At 64.2% G+C, this 11477-nt stretch carries 13 protein-coding genes; 5 read left to right on the top strand and 8 right to left on the bottom strand.

Translation table 11 applies throughout. The features are described 5' to 3' along the window. Positions 1–3: 3 nt before the first annotated feature. Positions 4–1221 (bottom strand): efflux RND transporter periplasmic adaptor subunit, encoded by a 1218-nt coding sequence (locus ACO06X_RS12285; protein WP_421839900.1) that lies wholly within the window; start codon positions 1219–1221, stop codon positions 4–6. 363 nt (positions 1222–1584) lie between these two features. Further along, positions 1585–1884, bottom strand: coding sequence for a DUF1153 domain-containing protein (locus tag ACO06X_RS12280; protein ID WP_147159651.1), 300 nt, complete (start codon positions 1882–1884; stop codon positions 1585–1587). A gap of 509 nt (positions 1885–2393) precedes the next feature. Here ACO06X_RS12280 and mnmA point away from each other — a divergent pair. Continuing rightward, positions 2394–3617, top strand: a complete 1224-nt coding sequence (gene mnmA / locus ACO06X_RS12275) for a tRNA 2-thiouridine(34) synthase MnmA (RefSeq protein ID WP_421836549.1) — start codon at positions 2394–2396, stop codon at positions 3615–3617. Positions 3618–3624: 7 nt separating this feature from the next. Here mnmA and ACO06X_RS12270 read toward each other — a convergent pair whose 3' ends face one another. After that, on the bottom strand, positions 3625–3876 hold the full coding sequence (locus ACO06X_RS12270; protein WP_421836548.1) for a hypothetical protein: 252 nt from the start codon (positions 3874–3876) through the stop codon (positions 3625–3627). Between the two features lie 153 nt (positions 3877–4029). Between ACO06X_RS12270 and ACO06X_RS12265 the strand changes: the two genes are divergently transcribed. Then, positions 4030–5160 (top strand): serine hydrolase domain-containing protein, encoded by a 1131-nt coding sequence (locus ACO06X_RS12265; protein WP_421836547.1) that lies wholly within the window; start codon positions 4030–4032, stop codon positions 5158–5160. 6 nt (positions 5161–5166) lie between these two features. Here ACO06X_RS12265 and ACO06X_RS12260 read toward each other — a convergent pair whose 3' ends face one another. Next, on the bottom strand, positions 5167–6147 hold the full coding sequence (locus ACO06X_RS12260) for a cation diffusion facilitator family transporter (RefSeq protein ID WP_421836546.1): 981 nt from the start codon (positions 6145–6147) through the stop codon (positions 5167–5169). 19 nt (positions 6148–6166) lie between these two features. Further along, the gene (pdxH, locus tag ACO06X_RS12255; RefSeq protein ID WP_421839899.1) at positions 6167–6766 is read right to left on the bottom strand and encodes a pyridoxamine 5'-phosphate oxidase; all 600 of its coding nucleotides are present in this window, start codon (positions 6764–6766) and stop codon (positions 6167–6169) included. Positions 6767–6895: 129 nt separating this feature from the next. On the opposite strand from pdxH, the gene ACO06X_RS12250 reads away from it, so the two are divergent. The 3 genes from ACO06X_RS12250 to fabI are packed head-to-tail and all read left to right on the top strand — an operon-like array spanning position 6896 to position 9744. Next, positions 6896–7846, top strand: coding sequence for a DnaJ C-terminal domain-containing protein (locus ACO06X_RS12250; RefSeq protein WP_421836545.1), 951 nt, complete (start codon positions 6896–6898; stop codon positions 7844–7846). A gap of 4 nt (positions 7847–7850) precedes the next feature. Beyond that, entirely contained in the window at positions 7851–8897 is a 1047-nt protein-coding gene (locus tag ACO06X_RS12245; RefSeq protein ID WP_421836544.1) for a YihY/virulence factor BrkB family protein, read from the top strand. A gap of 13 nt (positions 8898–8910) precedes the next feature. Then, positions 8911–9744 carry an enoyl-ACP reductase FabI gene (gene fabI, locus ACO06X_RS12240; protein ID WP_421836543.1) on the top strand — a complete coding sequence of 278 codons (834 nt, stop codon included), beginning with the start codon at positions 8911–8913 and terminating at the stop codon, positions 9742–9744. A 17-nt stretch (positions 9745–9761) separates the two neighbouring features. Here fabI and ACO06X_RS12235 read toward each other — a convergent pair whose 3' ends face one another. From ACO06X_RS12235 to ACO06X_RS12225, 3 genes are all read right to left on the bottom strand, one after another. Further along, positions 9762–10364 (bottom strand): hypothetical protein, encoded by a 603-nt coding sequence (locus ACO06X_RS12235; protein WP_421836542.1) that lies wholly within the window; start codon positions 10362–10364, stop codon positions 9762–9764. 105 nt (positions 10365–10469) lie between these two features. Beyond that, entirely contained in the window at positions 10470–10982 is a 513-nt protein-coding gene (locus ACO06X_RS12230) for a demethoxyubiquinone hydroxylase family protein (protein WP_421836541.1), read from the bottom strand. Beyond that, positions 10979–11470 carry a disulfide bond formation protein B gene (locus ACO06X_RS12225; protein WP_421836540.1) on the bottom strand — a complete coding sequence of 164 codons (492 nt, stop codon included), beginning with the start codon at positions 11468–11470 and terminating at the stop codon, positions 10979–10981. The genes ACO06X_RS12230 and ACO06X_RS12225 overlap by 4 nt, the downstream gene beginning before the upstream one ends. Positions 11471–11477 lie beyond the last annotated feature (7 nt).

Below are 11477 nucleotides of genomic sequence, written 5' to 3'. Positions count from 1 at the left end.
TGCTTACGAGCCGGGCCGGGCAGCGGGAGCGGTAGCGTTTGCGGTGACGGGGCGAACGACATCCCCGGGGTTGAGGAAGCCGCCCGCACGCAGCACGATCCGCTCGTCGCCCGCAAGACCGTCGGTCACAACAATGCCTTGCGCGGTCACGTCACCGGTTTTCACACTGCGGCGCAGGACCTTGTTGCCCTTATCCACCACGTAGACGAACGAACCTTGCTGGTCTGAGAGAATGGCCGATTCCGGAAGCATCGGCGCCGTGACCGAACCACTGCGAATCTGCGCGCTTGCGAACCCGCCAGGGCGCAAGGCCCGATCATATGCCAGTGCAATGCGCGCGATCCCCTCTCGCGTCTGCGCATCGATCGTCGGTGAAAGCTGCCAGATCTGGCCGACATACGGTTTATCGGTACCAACGGGGGTCACTTCGGCCGACTGGCCCACAGCAAGCCGAGCGAGATCGTTTTCAGCGAGCCGCGCCTGCATCTCGAATTGGCCATCCTTGGCAACCCGGAACAGAACACCGCTGCCGGGGCTGACGATCTGGCCCGGCTCGACGCCGCGGGTAAGCACGAGGCCCGCCGCCGGCGCCACAATATTCAGGCGTGCGCTGCTCGCGCGAAGCTGGCCGAGTTCGGCTGATGCGACGCTGACCTGCGCAACCGCCGCATCGCGGGTCGCGGTGAGCCGATCAACATCGGCCTTGGAGATGAAACCGCGCTCGACCAGCTTGAGCGCACGGTCAAGATTGGCTTGCGCGATCCGTGCGTTGGCACGCTGCACTTCGATATTTGCTGCCTGTCCGGCGATCTGCTGCGCCTGCACGGAGCGATCGACCACGGCGAGAACCTGCCCGGCACGCACCCAGTCGCCCGCATCGACCAGCACGCTGATGACGCGTCCACCTTCACCGGCAATCCCGACCGGCATCTCGCGCCGTGCGGCGATGGTGCCACTGGCCGTGATCGATCCTGTCACGCTGGTGCGGCCCGGGGTAATGACGCTGACCGACTGAGCCTGGGCATTGCGGGCCGATGCCGCGTCTGTCGGTGCCGGCGACTTATGCATGAAATACCAGCCGAAGCCGAGCGCAACTGCGATCAGGACCGCAACGATCACAAGGCGGCGCTGTCCACCGCCCGTCGAACCGAAATCACCATCGCCCGCTGTTGGATCAATGGCGGGCTGCAGCCCGGATCTGATTTTCGTTTCATAATTCATGTCGTTCACGTGCCTTAGTCCCGGTCGGGCGCCGAACAGCCGAGGATAGGGGCCGATCCCCATCCTGACGGAAGTGTGTTATATGACTATATCACTTCCCGCAAGCGCGGGTCGCGACGCTGTGCCGCACGCGGACGTAGTCTTAGCGCTGCATCCGACGAGTGACAATTGCGGCTCGACGAAGCGCATGAACAAATGTTTCGAGAGTGGTGATGATGCAACCGCAATCGTGCTTTGAACCCAACCCTTGAGGGCAATCCCAGTCAATCAGCCCAAAGCAACAAGCCCACGGCAAATGGCCGCCCCGATGATCGGGACGGCCATTGCATGCATCAGAGCGCTTGTCTGACCGATGCCAGCGAATCAGAACTTGAGTTGGCGCTCGTAAAGATCGCGGTAGTGCTGGATGCGCGTCACGCGCAGGCCCTGCATGCCCGAGCGATCAACCGCACGTTGCCAGGATGCGAATTCCTCGAGCGTGAGGCTGTAGCGCTCGCACACCTCATCGATCGTGAGGAGACCACCATTAACGGCTGCGACGACCTCGGCCTTGCGGCGAACAACCCAACGCGTGGTCGATGGCGGCGGAAGGCTGTCCAGCGTCAGCGGCTCGCCAAGGGGGCCAATAACTTGCGACGGCTTGATTTTCTGATTCTCAATCATGTCAATTCTCGTCTGGTCGACGTTGCGGGGCGACTTCGGGAGCTGACCCTTCTTTGCCGTTCACGTCATTTCCATTCGCTGAAGAGGCGGGGTTAACAGGCCCTTCAGTTTCCATTTCAACGCTCCGGAGCAACACCGCAGCCGATTCATGGAAACTGAAACCCTTTCCGCCGTGGGGTCCGGATGCGCCGCTGTCCGAACCTGAGCTGCGGGAGATCACCAATCCTGACCCGGCCCCGGGAAGCACGCCGCGCGTATCGTGCGCCGCCACGAGCCGCGCGCAGAGCTCGCTCCAACCGAGCGGGCGCAACCCGAGGCCCGAATCGCCCGGTGGCTGTTGCCATGAATCGGAAAATCTCATCTCCATGAGCGGGTCTCTAGCCCACCGTCCAATAAAGGAGGGTAAACCGCCCCTTCACCAAGAGTTAGGTTTTGCGATGAGTGCGTCGCCCCCGCCAAGGGGCTTTTTTGACCTGCCGCTCGCCTCCGAAAGGGCCTATGGGGCCGGAATGCAAAGCAAGTTGGGCACAAACGGAACCTCTGTAGAGACCGAATGCGAGTCTCCTGCGGCGGCCACGCTTCCGCTGAGCGAGAGCGAGGCCGCAGAACTTTTTTCACTTCCGCAAGGAAATGGGCCGCGGCGAATCGTTGTTGCCATGTCGGGTGGTGTCGATAGTTCGGTGGTCGCCGGGCTGGCGGCTGCAAGCGGCGCCGAAGTGATCGGCGTGACGCTGCAACTCTATGACTATGGCGCTGCGACCGGTCGCAAAGGCGCCTGCTGCGCAGGCGATGATATCCGCGACGCCCGCGCCGTCGCCGACCGGCTCGGCATAGCGCACTACGTGTTTGACCATGAGTCGCGCTTTCGCGAGGATGTGGTCGAGCGATTTGCCGACGACTACCTCAGTGGGCGAACGCCGATCCCCTGCATTCGCTGCAACATGGGGCCCAAGTTCACTGACCTTCTCACCATGGCGCGCGACCTTGGAGCGGACTGCCTCGCCACGGGGCACTACGTGCGGCGCATCGCGGGCGCACAAGGGCCGGAATTGCATCGCGCCATCGATCCTGCACGCGATCAGTCCTACTTCCTCTATGGCACCACCGAGGAACAGCTGGCGTTCCTCCGCTTCCCTCTTGGCGGTCTGCCAAAGTCAGAGGTTCGCGCGATGGCCGCCGCTCTCGGCCTTGGTGTCGCGAGCAAGCCCGACAGCCAGGATATCTGCTTCGTGCCGGATGGCGACTACGCGGCGATCGTCACGAAGATGCGGCCGCAAGGTTCCGCGCCGGGCGAGATTGTTCACGCCGCGACCGGGGCCGTGCTGGGCACGCATCGCGGCGTCATCCACTATACAGTAGGCCAGCGGCGCGGTCTCGAGATCGGCGGACAGAGCGAACCGCTCTATGTGACGGCGTTGGACGCACCGGCGCGGCGGGTGATGGTGGGGCCCAAGGCCATGCTGGCCGTCGGCTCGGCGCGGCTGGGTGAAACCAACCGCATCGGCGCGATGCCGCCCGCAGCCGCTTCGCTCACCGCCAAGGTGCGCTCGCTCGCAAAGCCGGTGCCGGTTTCAATCGAGGGCGAGCTGGGTGAAGGCGCCACTTGCCTTATCCGCTTCCAGCAGCCCGAATTCGGTGTGGCGCCGGGCCAAGCGGCCGTGCTCTATGACGGCGACCGCGTAATCGGCGGTGGCTGGATCGATGAAACCTCGCCCTGGGCCGAAAGCGCGTAGCGCCCTGTCAGTTCCCCCAAGGCTCCATGACGCAGCCCCAGCCTTCCCGATAGGTTGCGGTCTGCCGTGCGATCAGCGGAAACCGCGCAGTTACGCTGCGTGCGGCGGTATCCTCGGTCAAGGTGATGAGGTCCATCCCCGGTTCGAAATCCTTGCGGCAATCGCCGAGCGGTCTGCCCCCGACAAAGCGGCAGGAACACGCAACGCGCGCGCCATAGGCCGCGCCCGTGACCGCATAGCCATGCAGCTTTGGCCACACGAAGGCTCCCCCGCCACCAAGGAGAGCAAGCGCAAGCAAGGCCCAGCGCAAGCGCCGCCGGCGCGGCTGCGTAGAGGAAGAGACCGGTTTGGGGGAAGCAGCTGGTTTGGCCATTGCCATGCGGGGTCGATCTGGAGAAAAGCTGGCCACCTTATGGCCCGACGCACCCTTGCCTTTATCGCCCCGCTTGCGCTTGTGCCAGCCCTGTTCGGTTGCAGCCCTGCTACACCCCCTGCGCCGCCCCCGGTTTCTGCGGAAGCGCTCAAGGCGGTCTCGGCCAATCCCGGCGTACCGCGCGAAGAACTGGCGCGCCGGGTAGATGCGCTGTTCAGCGAGTCTGACGCGGCCGAAACACGCTCCGTGATCGTGATGCAAGGCGGGCGCGTCATCGCCGAGCGCTATGCGCCGGGCTATCACGAAAACACCCGTTTCGTGAGCTGGTCGATGGCGAAGTCGATCACCGGCGTCATGATCGGAATGCTGGTTTCAGATGGCCGGTTGCGGCTGGACGAGCCGGCACCCATTCCCGCCTGGCAGCGCCCGGGAGATCCGCGCGGCGAGATCACGCTGCGCCAGCTGCTCCAGATGCGCTCCGGCCTGCGCCATGCCGAAGCCGTTGCCCCGCCGTGGAAATCCGATGAAGTGCGCATGCTGTTCCTCGATGGGCGCGATGCGATGGCGCGCTATGCAGAGGACCAGCCGCTGCAATATGAGCCGGGCCGCAAGTGGGTCTACTCGACTGCGACAAGCGTCATTCTCGCCGATCTCGCCGCGCGCGTGCTCTCGCCGGCGCCTGACCCCGAAAGCCGCCGCCGTGCGGTTGCGGAGTACCTGAGGACGCGCTTGTTCGACCCGGTCGGCATGCGCTCGATGGTGCCGGAGTTCGACGCATCAGGCACCCTGATTGGCGGCAGCCTGATTCACGGCACGGCGCGCGATTGGGCGCGCTTCGGCGAATTCCTGCGCAATCGCGGCGCCGTGGCGGGTGCCCAGCTTGTCCCCCGCCAATGGATCGATTTCATGGTCACCCCGTCTCCGCGCGAAGCGCAGTACGGCGCGCAGATCTGGCTCAACCGCACGCCTACGACGGGCAAACCTGCCCTGTTCCCGGAACGCGGCCCGCGCGACCTGTTCGCCTGTCTTGGTCACCTTGGCCAGTTTGTGCTGGTCTCGCCGTCACGCCAGCTCGTCGTCGTCCGGCTCGGGAAGACACAGGAAGACCAGCTCGATCCGGTAACCGCACGGCTAGGAGCGCTTGTCGCGCTGTTTCCGCGAAGCCGGTAGGCCCCTTCAGCGCCGGGCAGGCGCGCCCTGGGCCAGCAGCGCCGGGCTGGTTCCATCGGGCGGCGACGCAAGCAAATCCTGCGCACCGAGCGCTGCCTCATCGACATGGCCATCGGGATCGGGATGGATCAGGATCTCGACACCCGGGAATGCTTCGAGCAGTTTTGCCTCGATCTCGTCCATGACCCGGTGCGCTTCGGTCACGGTCATGCGTCCATCGACCCAGACGTGAAACTGCACGAAATCGCGGTTGCCGCTGGTGCGTGTGCGAAGATCGTGCAAGCCCTTGAGCTCCGGATGCTGGGCAACGACCGCAAGAAACCGCTCGCGCTTTTCGAGCGGCCATTCGTGATCCATCAGCTGCTCGATCGCGGCCTGCGATGCCCCCCATGCGCCCCAGCCCAGCCACAGCGCAATGCCGAACGCAAACACGGCATCCGCACCGGCAAGGCCCAGCCAGTGATCGAGTGCCAGTGCGGCAATCACCGCGATGTTCAGCACCAGATCCGATGAATAATGGAGATTGTCCGTCGCAATGGCGAGGCTGCCCGTCGCCCGGATCACGCGGCGCTGATAGCCAAGCAGGAAGAACGTAGCCGCAATCGCAACGAGGGAAACCAGCATGCCGGCTTCCGCATCGGCGGGGCGTCCGCCGCCGAGAAACTCTTCGACGGCACGCCATGCAAGGCCAAGTGCCGAAAGCGAGATCAGCACAACTTGGAACATGGCCGTTAGAGCCTCGGCTTTGCCATGACCGAACCGGTGGTTTGCGTCGGCAGGCTGCGCGCCAATCCAGACACCGAGCAGCGTCGCCAGGCTGGCGACCAGATCGAGCCCGGTATCGGCAAGGCTGCCGAGCATGGCCGTGGAGCCAGTGGTGACCGCCGCATAGCCCTTCAACGCCAGCAGCATAGCCGCAACAGCGATACTGGCATAAGCAGCACGGCGATTGAGCTCGCCGTGATCGGGGCTGCGGGTCATGTCCATCCTGAAATCGTGCTGTCTCTCACGGATAAAGCAGCGAACTGGCCCACTGGTTCCCGTCGAGACGGGTGAAACGGCGGCGTTCGTGGAGGCGGAAGGCACGGTCTTGCCAGAATTCGATCGCATGGGGCGTCACGCGGTAGCCGGACCAATGCGCCGGGCGCGGCACCGATCCATCAGGATACTCGGCCCGCAATGCTTCAACCCGCGCCATGTAAACTTCGCGCGAAGGCAATGGACGGGACTGATCGGACGCCGCCGAGCCAAGCCGCGATTCGGGATGGCGGCTGGCGAAGTAGGCGTCCGCTTCGGCCGGCGTGACTTCCTTGATCGTCCCTTCGATCCGCACCTGCCGGCGCAGACTCTTCCAGTGGAAAAGGAGCGCGACCTGGGGATTGGCTGCCAGTTCCCCGCCCTTGCGGCTTTCGAAATTGGTGTAGAAGACAAAGCCGTCAGATCCGTGGCCCTTGAGCAGAACCATGCGCACCGAAGGGGCCGCGCCCGGCGTTGCCGTCGCCAGCGCCATGGCATTCGGATCGTTGGGCTCGCTCGCCTTCGCTTCGGTAAACCACGCCTCGAAAATCGCGAAGGGATCAGACCCGGGAATGGCATCGTCGTTCATATCGGTGGGCACGGCTTGGGTCCTGTCCATTCCAGATAACGGTCATTCAGATGCGTTCGCCCTAGCTTAGCCGAGCCTTAGTGCAAAGCGAGCCTTGCGGGTAGGCAGCCGTGACCCTAGCTAGAGGGTATGGCTGATCCTTATTCCATTCTTGGCGTGCCGCGCACAGCGAGCGAGAAGGACATCAAGTCCGCGTATCGCACGCTGGCGAAGGAACTGCACCCCGATCGCAATGCAGGAAAGCCGAACGCTGCGGAGCGCTTCGCAGAAGTGACTCAGGCGTACGACCTGCTTTCCGACAAGGACAAACGTGCCCGGTTCGATCGGGGGGAGATCGATGCGGACGGAAATCCGGCCGGTCCCTTCGGCTTCGGTGGCAGCGCGGGCGGCGGCTTTGCCGGGGCACAGCGCGGCTATCGCCATGATGGCTTTGAAGGGTTTGGCGGCGGCAGCAGCAGCAGCGAGGGCATCGATCTTGGCGACATCTTCGAAGGCCTGTTCGGTGGGCGCGGCGGGATGGGGGCTGGCCCCGGCGCAGGCGCGCGGCGCCGCCCGGCCCCGCGCGGCGCGAACGTCACCTACACGCTCAAGGTTCCTTTCAATGACGCAGCGCGCCGCGAACCGCAGCGAGTCACGCTGGCGGATGGCAAGACCATCGACCTCAAGCTGCCACCCGGCCTGATCGATGGGCAGCAGGTCCGCCTCGGCGGCAAGGGCGAACAGGGGCCCGGCGGGTTCGGCGATGCCATCGTAACGATCGAGATCCAGCCCAGCCCCCATTTCGAGCGAGATGGCGACAATATCCTGCTCGAAGTGCCGATCAGTCTCGCTGAGGCGATCGAAGGCGCGAAGGTGAGGATCCCGACGGTTGAAGGACCGGTGATGATGACCGTCGCGCCGGGCAGCACCAGCGGCAAGACGCTCCGGCTCAAGGGCCGCGGCTTCACGCGCAAGAACGGCGAGCGCGGGGACCAGTTGGTAACGCTGCTGATCGACATCCCGGCCGACGATCCCGACCTCAAGGCCCGCCTGGAGGGATGGCACGACAGCCGCGACTTGCGCGCCAGGTTTGCGGTTTAGCGCCATGGATGGCGACGCCGCTGTGCCGCCGCCCCCCGGCACAGCCGCGACAAGCCAGCCGGTAGCAGACCTCTCGCCCGAAGCGCGGCGCCGTGCGGCGCTGGCGCAGCGTCCGGACCTCGCGGGCAGGAGCAGCCCCCGCTCGCTTCGTGTCCGCGCGCTCGAAGTCCTCCGCAGGATGTGGGCAGGGGTGATCTACGACGGCACGATCCATGCGGGCAACTTCGCCTACATGGTGCTTATCGCGCTGTTTCCGTTCTTCATCACCGGCGCTGCGATGTTCTCGCTGGTGGGCGAAGCAAACGACCGGACGGCGGCGGTGAACACCGTGCTGATGGCCATGCCGCCAGTGGTTGCAAACGTGCTCTCGCCCGTCGCCCATGCCGTGATCGAGGCGCGGACTGGCGGCTTGCTGTGGATTGGCGGCCTTATCGGCTTGTGGACGGTTGGCAGTCTTGTCGAGACGATCCGGGAAATCCTGCGACGAGCCTACGGTACCGGACTGGTTCATGCGTTCTGGCGCTACCGGCTGATGTCGACCGGGCTGATCATCGCGTCGGTGGTGCTAATTCTCGTTTCGATTGCCGCGCAGGTGCTGATCGGCACTGTGATGGAGACGGTGACGACCTTTCTGCCCAGGGCGACAGACCTGATCGACACGCTGGCGCTCTACCGCGTGATCCCTGCGCTGGTGCTGTTCGGTTCGCTTTGGCTGCTCTTCATCTCGTTGACTCCGGGGGCCTACAGCGCCCGGATCTATCCAAAGTGGCCGGGTGCGCTTTTCGTCACGCTCTGGTGGCTGGCCGTCACCACGATCTTGCCCAAGCTGCTGCGGCACATGTTCGTCTACGATCTGACCTACGGCAGCCTTGCCGGGGTGATGATCACGCTTTTCTTTTTTTGGCTGATTGGCCTAGGGATGGTCATAGGAGCCGAACTCAACGCTGCTCTGGCCGAAGCGCCGGAAGAGCAGGACCTTGTTGGGCAGTCCGACAACCGGGCTCGCGCCGCGAAAGCAGGTGCGACCGTCCAGACGCAACAGGATGAGTGAAGCAAGGGGTCGCATGACAGGACTTATGGAAGGAAAGCGTGGCCTGATCATGGGCCTCGCCAATGACAAGTCGCTCGCATGGGGGATTGCCCGCAAGCTGCACGAGCAAGGCGCCGAGCTCGCTTTCTCCTATCAGGGGGAAGCGCTGGAAAAGCGGGTACGTCCGCTGGCCGCAAGCCTTGGCAGCGATCTCCTGATCGAATGCGATGTTTCCGACATGGCCGCGCTTGATACTGCGTTCGACACGCTGGCCGCACGCTGGCCCACGATCGACTTCCTCGTCCACGCGATCGGCTTTTCGGACAAGACCGAGTTGCGGGGCAAGTTCATGGACACCTCGCTCGACAACTTCCTGATGACCATGAACATCTCGGTCTACAGCATGGTCGCCGTGACCCGGCGCGCGGCGGCGATGATGCCGCAAGTAGAAGACGGGAACGGCGTGGTAAGCGGTGGAGGCTCCATCCTGACGCTGACCTACTACGGCGCCGAAAAGGTTGTTCCGCACTACAATGTGATGGGTGTCGCCAAGGCCGCGCTTGAGGCCAGCGTGCGCTACCTCGCCAACGACTGCGGCCCGCAGGGCATCCGCGTCAACGCGCTGTCTGCCGGTCCGATCAAGACGCTCGCGGCAAGCGGAATCGGCGATTTCCGCTATATTCTGAAGTGGAACGAGCTCAATTCGCCGCTGCGGCGCAATGTCACGATCGACGATGTTGGCGGAGCCGGCCTGTACTTGCTGTCCGACCTCTCGTCAGGCGTGACGGGCGAAGTGCATCATGTCGATTCGGGTTATCACACCGTCGGCATGAAGCAGGAAGATGCACCGGATATCGCGCTGGGCTGACGGACGCCCGTAGATCATCAGGGCTGGGGCGGAGTTGTCAATGGCGTGGCAGGCGAAGGCGCCGCCGGTGCGGCTGGCTTCGTCTCACCGTCGCGCTCGCGCTTTAGCTTTGCCTCGTACTCCTTCTCGAGCACTTCAACGCGGGCTTGCTCTGCCGCAGTGTCGGCATCGATCGTTTTGAGCCGCTTTGCGCGCTCCTCTTCGATGAGCTTGCCGAACTGAACATCGCTGCTCTGCTTCTTTTCGGCGTAGGCGCTGTTGATGAGCTGCGACATGCAGCCCGTGGCACCGCCTGCGCCGACCGGTGAACAGGAATTGGTGCCGAAGGCACCCACGGTTTCGTAGGCCTTCACGCGCTGGGTCCAGCCCTGATTGACCGAATCATTGGGATTATCGCGCAGCGGCTTGGGAATGCGGAACCGCTCGGATTCATCCTTGCGGGCACAGACCGTGATCGAGCCATCGGACGAAGCCGGGCAAGGATCGTCGCCATAGACGATCAGCTGGTTGATCTTCTCGGTCGGATTGTCCTGCGCCTGCGCGGCAGCAGGCAACGGCGCTCCAAGAAGCGCGACGAGAGCCAAGGCGGGGGCAAGGGCGGCGGCAGAACGGCGCTTCATCGCGGGTAAGCTCCAGCTTGGGGGGTCATGCCGGTCGATATAGGGCCTCTACCGCGTGAACGATAGCTGAAGTCCGTGCCTTGCGGTGGATCAAGCCTTGCGCGGTCAGATACGTTTCGAGACGGCGATGGCCACGCGGCAACCCATGCGGATTGCATTGAACAGCAGCGGATAGGCCGGCGCCCGCTCTGCGCCGGATGCCAGCGCCGTATCGCGATGCTCGCGCTCGTCATCACGAAACTCGCGGATCATCCCGGAAAGCTCCGGATCATCTTCACCAAGTTGTTCAAGCTGCTCGGTGTAATGACGGTCGATCTCGGTTTCGATCGCGGCGGTGCAGGCCATCGCGGCTTCGGGGCCAATCAGCGCGGTGGCTGCGCCAAGCGCAAAGCCGGCAGCGGACCAGAGCGGTTGCAACGCTGTGGGGCGCACGCCGCGCTTGACCAGCAGGGCATCGAAGCGTTCGCGGTGCAGGGCTTCCTGCTGCGCCATCGCCGCGATCTCACCCGAGATCGGCGTGCGGTCTCCCATCACCGCCAGTTGCCCGGCGTAGATGCGGATCGCGCCGAATTCACCGGCCTGGTTGACCCGCAGCATCACTTCGCGCGTTTCAGTCATCGTGAAAGTCCCTTGCTGCGGCGGCCGATAAGCACGAGGATCAGCACGGCGCTGGCGCCCGAAATCAGGAAATTGAAGCCCGCAAGGCTGATACCGAACATGGTCCATGCAGGTGTATCGCACCGGATCAGCGGAGCATTCATGATGGACGCGAGTGGATCGTTGCCGAGGCTGGTCGACGAGCACGCTGTCGGCCCCTGCCACCAGCCGTACTCCACACCCGCGTGAAAGGCGCCGAGCGCCCCGCTGATCCCGATCGCCAGGGCGGCCAGCACAACCAGCGCTCTGCCGAGGCGCGTTCCCCGGCTGGCAAGCCCGCCCAGCGCGAAGGCGATCGCGGCAAAATGAGGATAGCGCTGCCACCAGCACATTTCGCATGGCGCGAGGCCGAACCCGTATTGCGCAACATATACAGCCGCGATCAGCGCAGTGGGCACCGCCAGTGCGAGCAGATAAGCGCGCTGAGCAGCGCTTTTGGCAGACGTCACCACAGGA

This window comes from Novosphingobium sp. (assembly GCF_965229225.1).
Taxonomy (GTDB): Bacteria; Pseudomonadota; Alphaproteobacteria; order Sphingomonadales; family Sphingomonadaceae; genus Novosphingobium.
Note: the sequence above shows the minus strand (reverse complement) of the source record. Positions and strands in the feature narration are given on the sequence as shown.

Excerpts from the sequence above, each read along its gene's own strand:
- ACO06X_RS12285 (WP_421839900.1), bottom strand. The coding sequence starts at position 1,221 with ATGAATTATGAAACGAAAATCAGATCCGGGCTGCAGCCCGCCATTGAT.
- ACO06X_RS12280 (WP_147159651.1), bottom strand. The coding sequence starts at position 1,884 with ATGATTGAGAATCAGAAAATCAAGCCGTCGCAAGTTATTGGCCCCCTT.
- mnmA (WP_421836549.1), top strand. The coding sequence starts at position 2,394 with ATGCAAAGCAAGTTGGGCACAAACGGAACCTCTGTAGAGACCGAATGC.
- ACO06X_RS12265 (WP_421836547.1), top strand. The coding sequence starts at position 4,030 with ATGGCCCGACGCACCCTTGCCTTTATCGCCCCGCTTGCGCTTGTGCCA.
- ACO06X_RS12260 (WP_421836546.1), bottom strand. The coding sequence starts at position 6,147 with ATGGACATGACCCGCAGCCCCGATCACGGCGAGCTCAATCGCCGTGCT.
- pdxH (WP_421839899.1), bottom strand. The coding sequence starts at position 6,766 with ATGAACGACGATGCCATTCCCGGGTCTGATCCCTTCGCGATTTTCGAG.
- ACO06X_RS12250 (WP_421836545.1), top strand. The coding sequence starts at position 6,896 with ATGGCTGATCCTTATTCCATTCTTGGCGTGCCGCGCACAGCGAGCGAG.
- ACO06X_RS12245 (WP_421836544.1), top strand. The coding sequence starts at position 7,851 with ATGGATGGCGACGCCGCTGTGCCGCCGCCCCCCGGCACAGCCGCGACA.
- fabI (WP_421836543.1), top strand. The coding sequence starts at position 8,911 with ATGACAGGACTTATGGAAGGAAAGCGTGGCCTGATCATGGGCCTCGCC.
- ACO06X_RS12235 (WP_421836542.1), bottom strand. The coding sequence starts at position 10,364 with ATGAAGCGCCGTTCTGCCGCCGCCCTTGCCCCCGCCTTGGCTCTCGTC.
- ACO06X_RS12230 (WP_421836541.1), bottom strand. The coding sequence starts at position 10,982 with ATGACTGAAACGCGCGAAGTGATGCTGCGGGTCAACCAGGCCGGTGAA.